Origin of the sequence: Paenibacillus oleatilyticus (assembly GCF_018998565.1) — a bacterium.
GTDB classification, from domain to species: domain Bacteria; phylum Bacillota; class Bacilli; order Paenibacillales; family NBRC-103111; genus Paenibacillus_G; species Paenibacillus_G oleatilyticus.
The window spans coordinates 64,841-84,687 of record NZ_JAHNZO010000034.1; the positions used below are offsets into that span (position 1 = coordinate 64,841).

General features: G+C 55.8%; 3 protein-coding genes and 3 pseudogenes. All 6 read left to right on the forward strand.

Features of this window, described 5'->3' with window-relative positions:
- The first annotated feature begins 4 nt into the window (after window positions 1-4).
- The gene (locus KQX66_RS30705) at window positions 5-10,681 is read left to right on the forward strand and encodes an SDR family NAD(P)-dependent oxidoreductase (protein ID WP_216797199.1); all 10,677 of its coding nucleotides are present in this window, start codon (window positions 5-7) and stop codon (window positions 10,679-10,681) included.
- A gap of 20 nt (window positions 10,682-10,701) precedes the next feature.
- Window positions 10,702-15,465 (forward strand): annotated as a pseudogene (locus tag KQX66_RS30710) (SDR family NAD(P)-dependent oxidoreductase); the annotation flags it as partial.
- A 237-nt stretch (window positions 15,466-15,702) separates the two neighbouring features.
- Window positions 15,703-17,544: pseudogene (locus KQX66_RS38755) on the forward strand (type I polyketide synthase); the annotation flags it as partial.
- Between the two features lie 159 nt (window positions 17,545-17,703).
- Window positions 17,704-17,907 (forward strand): annotated as a pseudogene (locus KQX66_RS38760) (acyl carrier protein); the annotation flags it as partial.
- Between the two features lie 25 nt (window positions 17,908-17,932).
- Window positions 17,933-18,448, forward strand: a complete 516-nt coding sequence (locus KQX66_RS30715) for an isoprenylcysteine carboxylmethyltransferase family protein (protein ID WP_216797201.1) — start codon at window positions 17,933-17,935, stop codon at window positions 18,446-18,448.
- Window positions 18,449-18,489: 41 nt separating this feature from the next.
- On the forward strand, window positions 18,490-19,695 hold the full coding sequence (locus KQX66_RS30720) for a cytochrome P450 (RefSeq protein ID WP_216797212.1): 1,206 nt from the start codon (window positions 18,490-18,492) through the stop codon (window positions 19,693-19,695).
- The last annotated feature ends 152 nt before the right edge of the window (window positions 19,696-19,847 follow it).

Sequence of the window (19,847 nt, forward strand, 5' to 3'; positions counted from 1 at the left end):
ACCGATGAAAGAGCAACTGTCACTTCTATACAACCAGATTAAACAAGGTCGAATCAGTCATGAAAACGCTTCGGAGCAGCTCCAATCCCTGCTGTCCGCAGCCGATGACAGACGCAGCGTTCCCGCTGAACCGGAGCAGGGAGAAGATGAGGTTCTTCGGGAACGTGCGGTTCGCTATCTCAAAAAGCTGCTTGCGGCCGTCATCATGCTGCCAGAGCGGCAAATCGAAGCGGACGCCCCGCTGGAGCAATACGGGATCGATTCCGTTATGGTCATGAAGCTGACGGATCAACTGGAAACGGTCTTCGGACCACTGCCGAAAACGTTGTTTTTCGAATATCACCATATTCAGGATTTGACCGGATATTTTTTGCGTTCCCACCACAGCAAGCTGACAGAGCTGCTCGGCACGCCCGTCGGCGCGCCGGGCAGCCCGGCCCCGGACAGGAGCGCCGCGCCAGACCGGCACTCTGAAAGCGGGAAGAAGGAGCGCTTCAGACAACCGGCCAAAGGCAGACGCTTGGCAGAAACAGTCCCTGCGCAATCGGCAGCTTCTACGGCTGTTTCTTCTACGGCCGCGCAGCAATCGCCCGAAATTGCGATCATCGGTCTGTCCGGACGTTACCCGGGGGCAACCAATATTCATGAGTATTGGGATAATTTGAAAAACGGCAAAGACTGCATTACGGAAATTCCGCAGAGCCGCTGGAATGATCGGATTCATGCCGGCGAGCGGCAGGGCGGGGCAGGCGCGCCTTCCGGCAGACGGGGCGGATTTCTGGAAGGCGTCGATCGGTTTGATCCACTCTTTTTCCATATTTCTCCTAGGGAAGCGGAACGGATTGATCCGCAGGAGCGTCTTTTCCTGGAATGCGTGTATGAAACGCTTGAAGACGCAGGGTATACGCGGGAAACGGTGGCCGGCCCGCCGGGAACGGAGTCGGCAGGCAGCGCAGGGGTATTTGTCGGCGTCATGTATCAGGAATATCAGCTGTACGGCGCAGAAGCCCAACTGACGGGCAAAGAACCGTTCGCGCTGAATGGTAACCCGGCTTCGATCGCTAATCGCGTCTCCTATTTTTGCAATTTCCACGGCCCCAGCATGGTCGTAGATACGATGTGCTCCTCATCCCTCACCGCCATTCATCTGGCATGCCAAAGCTTGCAAAAAGGAGAATGTGCGGTAGCGGTCGCAGGAGGCGTCAACGTCTCGGTGCATCCGAATAAATACGTGATGCTGACGCAAGGCGGGTTCTTGTCGAGCAAAGGCAGGTGCGAAAGCTTCGGGGAAGGCGGCGACGGTTACGTGCCGGGCGAGGGAGTGGGGGCCGTTCTGCTCAAGCCTCTCGCCAAGGCAATTGCCGATGGGGACCGGATCTATGGCGTAATTAAGGGGACGGCCGTCAACCACGGCGGCAAGACGAACGGATATACCGTCCCTAACCCTAACCGGCAAGCGGGTGTCATTAGCAAAGCGATCCAAGAGGCCGGCATTCATCCGCGCAGCATCAGTTATATCGAGGCTCACGGCACCGGCACTTCGCTTGGCGATCCGATTGAAATTGCCGGCCTGACCAAAGCTTTCAGAGCGTACACGCAGGATAAGGGCTTCTGCGCCATCGGCTCGGCCAAATCGAATATCGGCCACTGCGAAAGCGCTGCGGGCATTGCCGGCGTCACCAAAGTGCTTTTGCAGATGAAATACAGGCAGCTTGTTCCGTCCATCCATGCGCAGCGGACCAACGCGAATATCGACTTCGATCAAACTCCTTTTGTTGTCCAGCAGAAGCTGGGCGACTGGGAGAGACCTGCGGTCAAGATCGACGGAGTCATGATAGAAGCGCCGCGGATCGCGGGCATTTCATCATTCGGCGCAGGCGGCTCGAACGCTCATGTCGTCATCGAGGAGTATGTGCCGGGCGAGCCGGCAGCTTCTTCCGCTCCTGCCCCGTCGGACCGTCCGGCAATTATCGTGCTGTCCGCGAGAAATGAGGAGCGGCTGCGCGCATTGGCCAGCCGGCTGCTTGCCGCCCTGCGGGAGCAGCGCTATGCCGACCGCCATTTGGCGGACATGGCCTATACGCTGCAGACAGGGCGGGAAGCGATGGAAGCGCGGCTCGGTATGCTGGTCGAATCCATAGCGGATTTGATGGAGAAGCTGGAACATTTTATGGAAGGCGGGACCAGCCTCGAAGGCATCTACAGCGGACAAGCGAAGAGCGGTCAAGAGCCCCTGCTTCTGCTGTCGTCTGACGACGATATGCAGGGCACCATTGCGCAGTGGGTTCGAAAAGGAAAGTACGGCAAGCTGCTTGAGCTGTGGGTGAACGGGCTGCGTTTGGATTGGACGATACTCCATCAAGATGGCGCGCGCAAACGCATCAGTTTGCCGACGTATCCTTTTGCCAGAGAGCGCTGCTGGGTGCCGGAATATGAGAAGAAAGCAGCCCTCTCGCCGTATTCGGGCGCAGCGTCCGCAGTCGGCGGTTCCTATCTTCACCCGCTGCTGCATCGGAATATTTCGGATTTAATGGAGCAGAAGTATGCTTCAACCTTTACGGGGAACGAGTTTTTCCTTGCAGACCATGTGGTGAAAGGTAAGAAAGTATTGCCGGCAGCGGCCCATCTTGAGATGGCGCGGGTCGCCGTGGAGAATGCGTTGGGCGGGCTGGCGCCGGAACGGTCCGTCGTCTCACTCCGACAGATTGCATGGACGAGGCCTATCGGCCTGGAGGACGAGCCGTTAGAAGTGAACATCGCAATCCGGCCCGGCGAAGACGATGGAGAAATCCGTTACGAGATATTTGCGCGGGATTGCAGTCAACAGGCCGAGGAACCCGTTCTATCCAGCTTCGGCAGTGCAGTGATTTTGGAATACGCAGAAAACGCAGATTCGCTGTCCGTCGATTTGGCGGAAGTGCGGTCCCGCTGTAGCCTGAATACCGTTTCTAAGGAAGCTTGCTATCAAGCTTATGACGAGCTGGGGCTGCATTACGGTCACTTTCATCAGGCACTGGATACGGTGTATGTAGGGCAGGACGAAGCGCTTGCCTCCTTGAAGCTCCATTCCGCTCTGGAGGACGATCAAGCCCGGTACGTCCTGCATCCCGCCACCATAGATGCCGCTCTCCAAGCGTCTATCGGCTTATGGCTGGGAACCGGACATGAAGGCTTGCCCATGAAACAGCCCGCGGTGCCATTTGCCCTGGAACGGCTTGATGTGTTTCGTCCCTGCGCGTCCTCGATATGGGCGTATGTCCGGTACAGTGAAGGCAGCCGCAGCCCAGATACGCTGCAAAAGCTGGACATCGACATTTGCGACGATGGGGGCGTCATTTGCGTGCGCATGCAAGGGGTCAGCAGCCGGATATTGGAGGGCGAACACGATGCGGCGATGAGACTTTCTGCCGAAAATACGCTGCTGCTGGCGCCTGAATGGATTGAGCGGGACTCGCAACCCGGCGCTCCCGCTTCTGCTTATGACCGGCACATCGTCATGCTGTGCGAACCTTATGCCGATCTGAAAGACCAAATTGCCGTCGAAATGAACGGCGGCGCGGCATGCATCGCACTGGCTTTAGAAGAGGGGGTACCCCAGCATCCGGAACACAGCGGGATAGAGCAACGATTCCGCTCGGCCGCTTTGCGGGCGTTTGGCGAAATTCGGCGGCTGATCGGCCATAACGCGGATGGAGCAGATGGCAAAATTTTGATCCAGACGGTAGTAGCGAACGAGGGGCAGCTGCATTTGTTATCGGCGCTTTCGGGGCTATTGCGAACGGCTGTTCTTGAAAATCCGAAGCTGTCCGCCCAGTTGATTGAAGTCGATCCGGGAATGAATGCCAGCCAGATTGCCGCCCTATTGAAAGAAAACGGTACGGCAGCCGAAATGCATATCCGCTATAGCGCGGGCAAACGGTATGAGAAGTCATGGAACGAACTCCCATTGGTAGGGAAGCGGACTGACATGCCTTGGAGAGATGGCGGCGTTTATTTGATAACGGGCGGAACGGGCGGACTCGGACTTATTTTTGCAAGGGAAATCGCTGCGAAAGCGCACAGGCCGGTGCTGATTCTAACCGGCAGATCGGAGCTAAGCGGCGATAAGCTCCAAGAGCTGAATAAACTGGAGCAAGCCGGCGCCCAAATGGTGTACCGGCAGTCTGATGTAGCGGATCGGCAGGCGGTATCGGACCTTATGAAGCACATCCGACAAAACTACGGCAAGCTTAACGGCATTATTCACAGTGCGGGAATCGTAAGGGACAATTTTATCCTGAAAAAACGGGAAGCCGAAGCGGAAGAAGTGCTGGCGCCCAAAGTATGCGGCACCGTTCATTTGGATGAAGCGAGCCGGGATATGCAGCTTGATTTCTTCGTTCTCTTTTCTTCGCTGGCCGGCATGTTCGGCAATCCGGGGCAAGCCGACTATGCGGCAGCCAATGCCTTCATGGACAGCTACGCGCAGTACAGAAGCGAGCTAACGGCGTCCGGACGGCGCCATGGGAAAACGCTGGCGTTGAATTGGCCGCTCTGGCAGGAAGGCGGCATGCGCCTGGAAGCGAATGCGGAGCAACTGCTGCTGCACAGCGTCGGGATGAAAGCGATGACGACGGAAGCGGGCCTCGACATGTTTTACCGGGCGTTCCATTCGGACGACTGCCAAATGACAGTCGTTCACGGACGCACATCCCGGCTCAAGGAGGAATTGCTGGCGAGATGGCACGGCCATGGAACCCGGCAAGAAAGAGCCGCTTCCGGGCCTGCTGCGGGCGATGTAACGAAGCCGGACCTGCTGCACTCTTTGACGCATATGGCTGCGAGCATCCTCCATGTCGCCCCGGAGAAATTGGACAAGGACGTTGAGTTTGCGGAATACGGATTTGACCAGACGATGCTGGCGGAGCTGGCAAGCATGATGAACCGGCAATTCCGGTTGGAGCTGACCTCTGCGTTCTTCATTGAATACTGTACGCTGCATAACATTGCAAAGCGCCTGATGAACGCTTATCCCGGCAAATTCGGGCGGCAAATTCAGGTCCAAGGCGAGGAACGTCCGCGACAGGGTGCGGAAATGTCGGAACGATCGCTGACGGAACAGACGGCAAGTTATTTGAGACAGGCGCTGGCCTCCGTGCTCAAGCTGCCGTCAAATCAAATCGAACCCGATGCCCCGATGGAGAACTACGGAATCGACTCGATCATGGTCATGCAGCTGACCAAGCAGCTGGAATCCGGCTTCGGCACCTTATCGAAAACATTGTTGTTTGAGTATCAGACCATTGGAGCGTTAGCACGCTATTTTGTAAAGTCTCATCGGGAACGGCTGATCGAACTGCTTGGCATACCGTCGGGCGAAACGCATGCCTCGATCGCTTCGAACGGGAACGTCATCACTGCCGACATCGTCAAACCCACGTCTCATACGAAGGCGGGGCATAGGTTCGCATCCGCATCCGCTGCCGTCGGCCCATCCGCCAAGCCGTCAACGGATATAGCTATCATCGGCCTCGCGGGCCGCTATCCGCAAGCCAATAATCTGGAACAATTTTGGAGCAATTTAACAAATGCCCGAGACTGTATAACGGAAATTCCGCAGGATCGCTGGGATTACCGCCTGTATGCAGGCAAAGCCGAAGGCCGGGCGAATCAAGGCGGCAGCAGATGGGGCGGATTTTTGGACGATGTCGATTGCTTTGACCCGCTGTTTTTCAATATTTCCCCCAAAGAGGCGGAGCTGATGGACCCGCAGGAGCGGCTGTTTCTGCAAACGGTGTACGAAGCTTTGGAAGATGCGGGGTATACAAAGGATACTCTGGGGGAACAAAGGAACGGCGAGTTCGGAAACCGCGTCGGCGTCTATGTCGGCGTCATGTACGAGGAATACCAGCTCTACGGCGCCCAGGCGCAGGCATTGGGGCATAAGCCTGTTGCGCTCAGCGGCAACCCGGCATCCATCGCGAACCGGGTTTCTTATTTCTGCAATTTTCACGGGCCGAGCATGGCTGTCGATACGATGTGTTCTTCCTCTTTGACCGCAATCCATCTTGCCTGCCAGAGCTTGCAGAATGAGGAGTGCGAGGCGGCCGTCGCTGGCGGCGTGAACATTTCGGTGCATCCGAACAAATACATTATGCTGAATCAGGGCGGCTTCCTGTCCAGCAAGGGCCGCTGCGAAAGCTTCGGCTCGGGCGGCGACGGATATGTGCCCGGCGAAGGCGTGGGGGCGGTTATTCTGAAACCGCTATCCAAAGCCGTAGCGGACGGGGATCACATTTACGGAGTCATCAAGGCCTCCGCGATCAATCACGGCGGCAAAACAAACGGTTATACCGTTCCGAACCCGAGCGCCCAGTCCGGCGTCATCGGGAGAGCCATTGCCAAATCCGGCATCGATCCGAGAAGCATCAGCTATATGGAAGCTCACGGGACGGGGACGTCGCTTGGAGACCCGATCGAAATCACGGGGCTGTCCAAGGCGTTTGCGGCGTATACCGCGGACCGGGAGTTTTGCGCGATCGGTTCGGTTAAATCCAATATCGGACATTGCGAAAGCGCGGCCGGCATCGCCGGATTGACGAAGGTGCTTTTGCAGATGAAGCATCGGCTGTTGGTGCCGTCGATTCACGCCCATACGTTGAATCCAAACATCGATTTTGGCGCGACGCCCTTCGTTGTGCAGCGACAGTTGAAGGAATGGAAAAGGCCGGAAATCGAGCGGAACGGGAATATGGAGGAAGGCCCGCGCAGGGCGGGCATTTCCTCTTTCGGTGCGGGCGGAGCCAACGCCCATTTGATCATTGAGGAGTATAGGCCTAGCGAAGTCAAGGGACCGGCATTGTCATCCGCGCCTCGCGGGCCGGCCGTCATTGTGCTGTCTGCGAAGACGGAGGAACGCTTGCAGGAACGGGCGAAGCAGCTGCTTGGCGCTCTGCTGAACGGGAACAGCGATTCGGCATACCGGTTAACGGACATTGCTTTTACTTTGCAGACCGGCAGGGAAGCGATGGAGGAGCGGCTTGGATGCCTTGTTCATTCCGCCGCAGAACTGCAGGAGAAGCTTCAAGCGTTTATTTCAGGAAATATCCAGGGCGTGGAGGGGATCTATCGGGGGCAAGTGAAGGCTCATAAAGAGACGATGTCATTATTGGCATCGGATGAAGCGTGGAACGAAGTTGTCCGCGCATGGTTTGATCAGCGGGCTTACGGCAAGCTGCTGGAGCTGTGGGTGAAAGGGCTGCAAGTGGACTGGAGTCCGCTCTACGCGGAAAGCGTTCCGCGGCGCGTCAGTCTGCCTCCTTATCCTTTCGCCAAAGAGCGCTGCTGGGCCCCTCAGATCGGCCCCATTCCAGGCGGCAGCTCGGAGGCAGACGATGGGTCGCAGCATGCAGTTCATTCCCCTTTGGCGCCAGCCCGTACGATGACGTTCCTGCACAAGCGCTGGCAGCTATCCTCCGCGGGCAAAGCCAGAGACATCCAAGGAACAATTGCCATTGTGACGGCAAAAGAAAACGGGGCGCTGGCCTCGGAGCTGGCGCGTTATTTGGCAGAGTCCGTGATTTGGGAAGAAGACGAGCTTCCGTCCTATCTGTCCGATGACCTGTTGTCCCGATTGATCGGGGTTATCGATTTAACGGGCTGTGCAGTGGAAACGGGGGCCGGGGAATACGGGGAAGCAACGGTTCACCATGGCTGGCTAATGTGGCTGCAGCGGTGGATCGAAACGAACAAACGGGACGATGCGACACTGCTGTTTGTTACGAGAGGTCTGGAATCGTTCAAGAATGCCACCGTTCAACTTCGAGGGGCGGGGCGCGCCGGGCTGTACCGGATGCTGCAAAGCGAATACAGCCGCCTTCGTTCGAGGCATATGGATGTGGAGCCGGGGACGCCGGCCGCACGGTTGGCCCGGCAAATTGCGGATGAGTTCCTGAGCGACAGCAGGGACCCGGAAGTGTGCTACCGGGACGGGCAGCGCTGGAGCTCTTATTTAAGCGAAGCGGATGAGATCCGCAGCTCATCCGGGATAGCCGGCCCGTTTCCGCGCGATCAGGCGCTTTGGATTACCGGGGGCACCCGAGGGCTTGGCCTGCTGTGCGCCCGGCACTTTGTGCAGAAGCACGGGATTACGCGCTTGGTGCTAAGCGGGCGGGAGCCGCTTCCCCCTCGGGAACAATGGGGCCTGTATGCGGAACGTGCCCAGCGTGCGGAACAACGATCCGATGTGGCCGAGAAAATCAAATCCGTCATGGAGCTGGAAAGTCAAGGCGTGCAGGTGCAAGTTTTGTCGATCGATCTGACCAGCGAGAAGGACGTCCGGGAGGCGGTGGATCATATTCGCCGCACACTCGGTCCCGTCGGAGGACTGATTCACTGCGCCGGCCTGGTCGATGGAGCAAATCCTGCATTTATCCGCAAGACCGCGCCTTCTGTGCAGAGAGTCATGGACCCTAAGGTGCGCGGGCTTCATGTGCTTTACGATGCGCTCCTTCATGAGCCTTTGCTCTTTTTTGCGCTGTTTTCTTCCGTATCGTCCGTCATTCCGGCGCTCGCTGTCGGGCAAAGCGATTACGCCATGGCCAATGCGTACATGGATTATTTTGCGGAAGCCCGGGCAGGCGATTGTCCGATCGTCAGCATCCAGTGGCCCAGTTGGAAAGAGACCGGCTTTGGCGAAGTGGTAGGCGCTGCTTATAAACAGACAGGACTGCTCGCCCTTACCGATGCCGAAGGGCTGCAGCTGTTGGACCGGATTGTGGCGGGAGGAATGGGTCCGGTTGTGCTTCCGGCTGTGCTGGACAGGGAAGCTGCCGGGCTAGACATAGGGTTGAGCCGCAAAAGCAACCACAGCGCTCCATCCGCCTCCAGAGAGCGGCCGACCGCTGCAAGCGTAAACCCGACCCGGAGCCATGACTGGCTGCACGGCCGCACATTGGCTTGGCTGCATGACTTATTGGCTCAAGAGCTGAAAATAGACGCTTCGAGGATCGATGCGGATACGCCCTTTCAGCAATACGGCATGGATTCTATCCTGCTGGCTCAGGTCATTGTTACGATGGATCGCCATTTGGCAGGCGTGTCCGTCGATCCGTCCATTATTCTGGAGCATCCGACACTGGGGCAGCTGGCGAATCATTTCGTCCGCGCTTATCCGGCAGAGCTGACGGCTCTGTTTGCTTCATCGGAGCATTTCGTGGCGGCAGCACGCGGCGAGCTCTCCGACCGGCATCCGCAGCATGAATCGGTGCACCCGCAATCCGGAAAGTTCGCCGGCTGGTCGCCTGAAGAAGCTGCTAATAAAGTCGCCGTTATCGGTATCGGCTGCCATTTCCCGGATGCCGCCAATCCGCAGCAATTTTGGTCTAACCTGAAGCAAGGGAAGGATAGCATGAAAGAAATGCCGGCTTCCAGACGGCGCTTGACAACCAGAGCAGGACGAGCCAATAGCGCCGAAAGAATGGGGGCGTTCCTTGACGATATCGAGCAATTCGATCCGGCCTATTTCGGTATAAGCGAGGCGCAGGCCGTGCAGTTGGACCCGCTGCAACGCCAGCTGCTTGAAGTGAGTGTAGAAGCGGCAGCGGATGCCGGATATGGGAAGAAGGAGCTGTGGAACACGCAGACGGGAGTGTTTGTGGGAGCCAGAACAGGCAACTTTTCTTCCAAATTGGATACGTACGGCAAAGAAACGGTAGTCGGCATCGGACAAAACTTCATCGCGGCTCACCTGTCTCATTTTTATAACTTAAAAGGACCCAACATGGTCATTGACACCGCATGCTCCAGCTCGCTGACAGCTATTCATCTGGCGGTGAAAAGCATCCAAAACGGCGAATGCGTTCTGGCCTTCGCCGGGGGAGTCGACATCTTGCTGGATGAGGCGCCTTTCGAGGTGCTGGGCGCCGCTGGCGTATTGTCGCCGGATGCGCGCTGCAAGACGTTCAGCGCGGACGCCGACGGCATCGGACTCGGGGAAGGGTGCGGGGTCGTTCTGCTGAAGCCGCTAAGCAGAGCGATTGCGGACAATGACCGCATATACGGCGTAATTGACGGCAGCGCCGTCAATAACGACGGGCATACGATGGGCATTACGACGCCGAATCCGGAAGCGCAGAAGGAGCTGCTGGAGCAAGCGATTCAAGACGCGGGGATTCATCCGGAAACCATTAGCTACATCGAGACGCACGGAACGGGAACATTGATCGGCGATCCACTCGAATTGAAAGCACTGACCGGCGTTTTCGCCAAATATACGGATGTCAGGCAGTTTTGCGGCGTCGGCAGCGTCAAGAGCAATATCGGGCATCTGCTTAGCGCTGCGGGAATGGCCAGCTTCATTAAGGTGCTGCTGTCGCTCGTCCATCGGGAGCTGCCGCCCACGCTGCACTGCGACCGGCCCAATCCGCGTTTTCAGTTCGACGATTCGCCTTTCTACATCGTGCAGACGCATCAGCCGTGGGGCGACGGGGACGGTGTTTTGCGCGCGAGCATTAGCGCTTTCGGCCTTGGCGGCAACAATGCGCATCTCATCGTCAGCAATGAGGGGATACCCGCCTCGCACATGGTTCCACATCCATTGACATGTCCGGAAGTCCAATTCAACCGGATGAGACATTGGCCTGATCCGGCGGAACAGGCTCAAGAATCGGCGGCCGGCTTTTTTGACTACATCAAGGTTTGAGAAAGGAGAGGGCTTAGAGGATGAAGCTGCCGACAACAGACACTTTTTTACAGCGGCTCCGCCACAGCGACTATCTCGTACAACATCATCGTGTCCACGGCATCTGCACACTGCCGGGTGTCGTCCTGCTGGATATGGTATACAGGCTCAGCGCCAGCGCGTTGCGAACGCAGTCCATCGAACTGAGAAACGTCGTCTTCAAGCAGCCTATCGTAACTTCCGAACAGTTTGACATCGATATTTATGCAGCGTTCACGCGGTTAGAAGACCGCATGGAAATTACCGTTTCAAGCCGCAAAGTGCTGTCGGAAAATCACCCGGATGCGGATGCAGCGGTTGTAGTTAACATGGAGTGTCAGCTCTATGTGCTGAACGGAACGGAATCGGAGCAGCGGCCCGCCGTTCCGACTGTAGACCGGCAGGCGGATAATCGGTGGGATATGGATGAGGTATACGCTTTTGCCCGCAAAGCCGACATTGAGCATTTCGCGTTTATGAAGACGCTCGGAACCGTTTACCGGCAAGGGCGGCATGAATGGATGGAGCTGCAAGTAAGCAGTCTGGCGGAGCGGCATCTCGATAAATTTTATGCTCACGCCGCGCTGCTTGACGGGTCTACCTTCGCCGGAACGTCTTTCAGGCTGGCTCGGAATGCGTCTCAGGAGGAGGCGGCGGGCACGCCTTATATCCCGTTTACGATTGAAAGATTTGTCGTTTACGGCAAGCTGCCGGCCCAAATTTACACGTATACGGAACAGGCGGAAAGCGATATGTCGACCGACGCGGATATGATCTCCCGCAGTATAGCCATCTGCAGTAAAGAAGGAAAATTGCTGGTCGAATTCTGCAATTTGAAAGCGAAGCGCATCCGCCAGCCGCAGCTTATTACCGGCCTGATCGAAGCCGTTCCGCAGCCCGGTCCAAATGAAGCCAGGACGGAGCTCCACCAGGCGGGGAGACCGGACGACGCCGACGACGTTGATGTCGAAGCAGCGATCGCCGCGTTTCTTAAACGGGAAATCGCTCGTGTGCTGACCACATCCGCCGAACGGATCGACCCTCAAGCCGGTTTTTATGAGCTTGGATTGGATTCGATCCAGCTGTTGGAGTTCGTGAAGCTGTTGGAACAAAAAGTACAGGCATCTCTGTATCCGACGTTGCTGTTCGAGTATTCGACGGTTGAGAAGTTGACGCAATATTTGCGGACGAGCTGGGAACATGCATTTCGGGACGCCGACGCCCCAAATTCATCCGATCCACGTCCTATTCGCAGCGAGGCTCCTCCTGTAGAGGGAACGGAAAGTCAGCCCCATGCTCCGAAGCCAGGGCGTCCGCTTATCTATGAGCCGGTGTGGATGCAGGCTGAACCGAATGAGCGATATATAGCGAAAAGATCGGGGAACCTTCCTCGTATCGTTGTGCTATACAACGAATCCGCGAGTTGGAAAACCCGAATCGAGCGACAACCGGGCATCAGCCAGGTCGTTACGCTTCCATCCGGCATGCCAGATGCGGCGGCGGAGTACCGGCAAAAATTCGCAGCAATGTTTAGCTTGGTTCAACAACAGCTTCATTTGCATCAGGAAGGGCTGCTGCTGCAAATCGTCACGGACGCCGACGATCGGGAGGGGGATGCCTTCGGGCTTGAGGGCCTGCTGAGAACTGCGGTTCTGGAATATCCCAACCTATGCGCCCAGATCATCAAATTGGACTTGTCCGGTCCCGCGGCGTGCGAGCAAGCAGTTGGGCTGATCGAGCGAGAAGCCTTGTCCCGTTCAGCAGGCACGGCCAGTATTTGGTATAGAGGCGATCAATTGCAGCGCTGTGTTCGTCGGTTGAAGGAAACGGCGCTTTCAGAGCCGTCTCGCCAGAAGCCGCAACCCCCGTATCAAACGGGTGGCGCATACATCATCACGGGCGGAACGGGGGGGCTGGGATATAGGCTTGCGCACCATATTGCTGGACAAACGAAGGTCAAGCTTGCCTTGATCGGCAGATCCGGCCACGATGCGGCTATCGAACAGAAGCTTGGACGGATTCGCGAAAAAGGATCGGAAGCCGTCTACGTGCAAGCGAATATAACGAAGCTCGGCGGGCTTGAGCAGGCTATAAACTTCCTCAAAGCGCAGTGGGGCCGGATTGAAGGGGTATTTCACTGTGCAGGCACAGTCAACGATCAACTGATCGCACACAAATTAGCCTCTGATTTGGACGACGTGCTGCTGACCAAAATCCAGGGGATGTGGAATTTGGATCAGGCGCTGCAAAACGAAGAGCTGGACTTTTTTGTCGCGTTCTCATCCGTATCGGCCGTGCTCGGCAATCGGGGGCAAGCCGACTACGCGGGTGCAAACGCCTGCATGGACCGCATGGCGCTTCAGCGCAACGAGAATGTAAATAAGGGCCGTCGTTCGGGGCGAACGTATACGATAAACTGGCCGCTGTGGGCGGAAGGGGGTATGCAGATCGATGAAAAGCTGCGGCGGGCGATGTATGCTTCTTCGGGATTGACTTTGCTGCCCACTGAAGAAGGGATGCACCTGCTTGATCGCATCCTGTCTCAAGATAAGCCGCAATTGACCGTACTTTACGGGGAAGACCATCTCATCCGCGAACATTTGCGGGCAACCTTGTTGCTTGAAGAACCGAATCCGAATCCCAATGAAACGGGAGGGCAGCCTGTATCGTTTCATCAGGAATCAAGCCGCCAGGACATGCTTCGTCGGGAGCCGGATGGGGAAGACATCGCCGTCATTGGCGTTGCCGGTCGCTATCCCAAAGCCGACAATCTGGACGAGTTTTATCGCAATCTGAAGGAAGGCAAAGATTGCATCGCGGGCATTCCAAAGGAAAGATGGCAAAATCAACGCCTGCCCTATAATATCGACGATTACTACAGATACGGCGGATTTTTGAACCGAATTGACGATTTTGATCCTTTGTTTTTTCATATTTCACCTTATCAAGCGGAGATGATGGACCCGCAGTCGAGATTATTTTTGCAAACCGCATGGGAAGCATGTGAAGACGCCGGTTTCCTCATTGACCGAAACCGCCATGACGATGCGTCGTCAGGCAGCCGGAGCGTAGGCGTATTTGCAGGGGTGTTCTGGAGCCACTACGAGCTCCTCAGCGCAGAGCTGTCGCAGCGTGGTGAGCCTGCAGCGTTCGGCGTCAATGCGGCATCCATTCCGAATATGGTGTCTTACCATTTGAATTTTCACGGCCCGTCCATGGCAGTAGACAGCATGTGCTCGTCGTCGTTGACGGCCATGCATCTGGCTTGCGAAAGCATCAGGCGGGGGGAGTGCCGTTATGCCATCTCCGGGGGAGTCAACCTGGTTACTCATCCCCATAAATATGTGTTCCTTAAACAAGCCAAGTTCTTATCCACGGAAGGGAAGTGCCGCAGCTTCGGGAAGGACGGCGATGGATATGTGCCGGGCGAAGGGGTAGGAGCGGTCCTTATAACGACGGTGGCCGAAGCGGAAAAACAGGGATACCCGATTTATGCTGTGATCAAAGGTTCGGCTCTTAACCATACCGGGCGAACTTCAGGAGCTACGGTTCCCGATCCTGTCGCCCAATCTGAAGTTATTGCAAGCGCATTGGCCGCAGCCCATATCGATCCCGGAACCATTAGCTATATTGAAGCGCATGGAACCGGCACGTCTTTAGGCGATCCGCTTGAGCTGCAGGGGCTCGAGCGCGTTTTTGGAGCGGCAGGCGCCGATAAGCAGTCATGCGCCATCGGCTCCGTCAAGTCCAGCATCGGGCATTTGGAAGCGGCGGCGGGCATAGCCGGCTTGACCAAATTGCTGCTGCAATTCAGGCACAAAGAAATATTTCCTTCCTTGCATGCGGAAGAGCTCAATCCGTTTATTCCTTTCGAGTCCACTTCCTTTTATGTAGAGCGCGGCCATAAAGCCTGGACCAGAAAAGCTATGCTTGCAAACGGGCAAAAACGGGAGATTCCGCTTCGCGCGGGCATCAGCTCCTTTGGCGCAAACGGCAGCAACGCTCATCTTGTTATGGAAGAGTACGTTCCGCCAGCGCAGCTTGAGCCGGAGTCATTTAGCCCGATAGCGGCGATCGTTCCCTTATCGGCTAAAAATGATGAGCGGCTTAGGCAGTATATGCTCAAGCTCATGCAATATTTGTCCAATCCCCATCAGGACGTACGGTTAGCCGATCTCGCTTATACGTTCCAAACCGGGCGCAGCGCCATGAACAGCAGAGCCGCTTTTGTAGCTGCGGACGTTCGTGATCTGGTCGAGCAGCTCAAGCTTTATTTGGAAAGCGGGCGGAAGAGAGGCAACGCCGCAACTTCCGGGAAGGCTGCCGTTCCGGGCGCGGTAGCGCTGATTCGCGAACTCGCCAGCGCCGGGGATCATGAACGAATTGCGCAATTGTGGGAGGAGGGTATGTCTGTAGACTGGAACAGCTTGTATGGGGATGTTAGGCCAAAGCTCCTGCACGCCCCGACTTATCCTTTTGCCCGGAACAGCTATTGGGTTCCCGACGATCTTACGCATTCCGGGGCGGAAGAATCGCCACCCGGCGACCACGAGCCGGAAGCGGAACATGCGGCTGTTTCTCACAACGGCGAAGCCGATACTGAAAAGTTAGCGAAAAAAATCCGGTCGTCCGTAACGCAGATGGCTGCCAAAATGCTGAAGGTCAAACCGTCGGAAATCGATGCGGCTGTCGAGCTGAGTGAGTACGGTTTCGATTCCATCCTGTTTACGGAACTGGCGAACCAAATGAATCGGGCTTACGAGCTGGAGCTTACGCCGGCGTTGTTTTTCGAGCGAACGACCGTTCTCCAGCTTGCCGAATACCTCGTTCAAGAGTATCCGAACAAGCTGAGCGATGTATTGGCGGTTCCGGCAACGGGTCCGGCACCCGCAACGAGGCCGTTGACCGCGTTCAACCGACCTCCTTCCGACCGGCCCAACGTTGGCCCGCAGTTGGCGGCACCCGCAGCCGGTTCTTTAGCCGATTACGCTTCGGCCCAAAATGAACCTATCGCAATTATCGGCATGAGCGCCAGGTTCCCGATGGCGGACGATGTGGACCAGTTCTGGGATAATCTTGTCGCCGGCAAAGACTGCATGTCCGAAGTGCCCAAGGACCGTTGGGATTGGGAGGCGCATTACGGGGATCCGCATCAGGAACGGCGTAAAACAAACGTCAAATGGGGCGGATTTATCGCCGACATCGACAAATTCGATCCGCTGTTTTTCGGCATATCGCCGCGGGAAGCCAATCTTATGGACCCGCAGCAGCGTTTGTTGATGATGTATGTATGGAAAGCGATCGAGGATGCGGGTTACTCGGCTTCAAGCCTGTCCGGCACCGATATGGGTCTGTTCATCGGCACTGGCAGCAGCGGTTACAACGTACTGATGGCCCAAGCAGATGAAGCGCTTGAAGCCTATTCGATTACGGCGACCGTGCCATCGGTCGGCCCGAACCGAATGAGCTATTTCTTGAATGTGCACGGGCCCAGCGAACCGATTGAAACTTCGTGTTCGAGCTCGCTTGTCGCGATTCATCGAGCCGTCGCAGCGATCCGCTCCGGCGATTGCGACGCGGCAGTGGCAGGAGGCGTGAACACCATTTTATCGCTCGATGCGCATATCAGTTTGAATAAAGCAGGCATGCTGAGCAAGGACGGCCGATGCAAAGCTTTTTCGGAACAAGCGGACGGTTACGCGCGCGGCGAAGGAGTCGGCATGATCGTCCTGAAGAAGCTGAAGGATGCCGAGCTTGCCGGGGATCATATTTACGGCATCATCCGCGGCACCGGCGCGAACCACGGAGGCAAAGCAAGCTCGCTCACCGCTCCGAATCCAAAGGCGCAGACGGCCCTGCTGAAAACCGCGTATGCCAAAGCCAATATCGATCCGGCGACGGTCAGCTTCATCGAAGCCCACGGCACCGGTACGCCACTCGGCGATCCGATCGAGATCAACGCGCTTAAATCGGCATTCCAGCAGCTTCAGCAGTTCGGTTCCCTGAACAGCGCCGCGCAGACGGGGCCTGCTTGTTGCGGCATCGGCTCGGTAAAGACGAATATCGGTCATTTGGAAATGGCCGCCGGCATTGCCGGAGTCATCAAAGTACTACTGCAGATGAAGCACAGGAAACTCGTAAAAAGTCTGCATGCCGACAAGCTGAATCCTTATATCCAGCTCGAAGGCAGCCCGTTCTACATCGTCCGGGAAACGCAGGAATGGACCGCTCTTAAAGATCGGCACGGCTGCGATATGCCTAGAAGGGCGGGAGTCAGCTCCTTCGGATTCGGCGGATCCAACGCGCATGTCATATTGGAGGAATATATTCCGCAGGACGCCGCGAAGCCATCGAATACGTTCGTACTGTCGCCGCAAAACCCTGCGGTTATTGTACTGTCGGCCAAAACGCAAGAGCGCTTGCAAGAACAGGCAAGACAATTGTTGAACGAGCTCCGCAAACGCGATTATGCGGACGAACAACTGGCCAGAATCGCCTATACGCTTCAGACAGGACGGGAAGCGATGGAGGCACGTGCGGGCTTCATCACTTCTTCCATCGGAGAGCTGGCCAATAAGCTGGAGATTTATTTGGAGCACGGCGCGGAAGCGGCAGAGGCGCATGAAGGCCTCGTGCAGCAAAACAAAGAAATGATAGCCATATTTAAAGCGGATGAAGAATTGATGGAAGCGGTAGAACAATGGATCAAACGGCGCAAATACAATAAATTGCTGGAGCTGTGGGTGAAGGGACTCGATGTGGATTGGGAGGTGATTTACGGTGAAGCAAGACCGCAGCGAATAAGTCTTCCGACTTACCCGTTCTACAAGGAGAGCTGTTGGATCGGAAATCGGCGCCAAACCTATCCCACCGATATCGCCAGTTTGGCAAGCGGGGAGAAGGGAGGAGCGGGACAGCCCGAAAACGAACCGGCAGTAAACGGCCCCGCACAATCCGGGTTTAAGCCTGAGCATTCCGAGCATTCTGAGCATGAGGTGCTGCATATCCTAGCCGACTTGCTGGGAGTGCAACCGGATGACTTGAAGTTGCAGGCTCCGTTATCCCAATACGGTATGAGTTCCATCTTAATGCTGCAATTGCTGCAGCGGTTGCAAACGAAGTTCGGACCGGCCGTCAATCCGTCCGACATTGCGGCGTGCGGTACGATCGGCGACATCATCGATATCCTGACCGTTCCGAGCCATTGATTTCATTCCAAAAGGAGCTGACTGCATGATCATCGGTTTTATATTGCTTGCCATATGCTTGCTTCGCGTTCCTTCAGCTCTCATTTCCGCCCGCAACGAGAAGCAGATCAAGGCCCACGGGGGGATTGAGTACGGAACAACCAACAGCAAGCTGTTAATTATTGTGCAAGGGTTCATTTATTTGAGCTGCATCGTATTCGCTTTTGTAAATGACGTTCAATTTAACGTGCTGACGATCGCCGGACTGATTGTGTATGCGTTCTCCATGGCCAGCTTGGTTTACGTTATTCGCACACTTGGCCCGTTCTGGACGTTTAAGCTGTATATCGCCAAAGATCATAAGCTTGTGCAAAGCCCGCTATTCAAACACGTCCGCCATCCGAATTATTACATGAACATCATACCGGAACTGATCGCATTCGCGCTCATTTCTCAAGCATGGATCGTGTTTGTGCCGTTGTTCGTGCTGCATCTGCTCACGCTGTTCAACCGTATCGCACTGGAAGAGAAAGTGATGAAGGACACATTTCGCCAGTATTAAGCTCGTGACAAAATTCTCCATTGTGAAAGAGAGGAATGAATATGACAATGAAAACAAGAGAAAGCTTCCCCGATCTGAATCAAGTTACAGGGTTTACTACCGATGAAGAGAAATTCGAACCTTTCGGCTGGTACAAAAAAATGAGGGAAACTTCACCGGTGCATTATGATGAAGGGCAGGATGTATGGAGCGTATTTAAGTATGATGATGTGAAAAGGGTCGCGGAGGATAAAGATTACTTCTCCAATGCCGTGCTCATTCCCGATATTTTGAAGGGAACCTTGATGGGGCTTGATCAGCCCAAACATACGATTACTCGCTCTTTGATCAGCAGAGCCTTTACGCCGAACGCGATGGCATCCTGGATTCCGCGCATCGATTCCATTGTAACCGAGTTAATGGCGTCTATTCGCGATCGCAGCAGGATCGATATCGTACACGATTTTGCCGTGCCCCTGCCGATGATTGTCATATCGGAACTGCTGGGCGTACCATCTTCAGATCGCACGCAGTTCAAAGAATGGTGCAGTGCACTGACGTTGGCGCCGCTGGAAAATACGCCTGAAGAGTACATGCGGGTATATGAGAAACAGATGCAAGCCAGCGCGAGGCTCGTGTCTTATTTTCAGGAAATTATTGAAGTGAAACGAAGCCAGCCTGCTAACGATATCATTTCCGACTTGATTCAGGCGGAAGAGGACGGATATAAGCTCTCTCCCGAAGAGCTGCTTTCCAACTGCGTCTTTCTCCTGATTGCTGGCAATGAAACGACGACAAGCCTCATCACGAGCGCCATCTACAGCTTTCATGAGCACCGTTTGTTCGGGACATTGTACAAGCAGCCCGAATTGATTCCCTCCGCCATCGAAGAAGTGCTGCGTTACCGCTCGCCGTTTCAAAGATCCATCCGCAAAGTCATTCAGGAAACGGAGATCGGCGGCAAAAATCTGAAGCCGGGCGACTATATCGTGTACTGGATCGGTTCCGCGAACCGGGATGAGGAGCATTTTGAACGTGCGGATGAACTTGTCTTTGACCGGCGGAACAATAAGCATCTTGCCTTCGGCAAAGGCATACACGTCTGTTTAGGCTCCCAGCTCTCCCGTTTGGAGGCCAAAGCCGCACTCACTGCGCTGATTCAAGCTTACCCGGATATCGCGGTTGACCCGCTTTATCGGATCAACATGGCGTCCAGCAACGTCTATGGCCTGAGAAGCTTGACGGTGCAGCTTGGACAGCTGCATTGACGTACTCGCCGCCATACGATAAGTCTCCTTTCAAAAGGCTCTCCCGGACGATTGCGCCGGGAGGGCCTTTTTTGCGTGCGCCCGGCATGGGCGATAACTAGGCGGTGAAAGTCCGCTACAGGCTTGGCAGTAGGAACTGTTAGCCAAGGGCA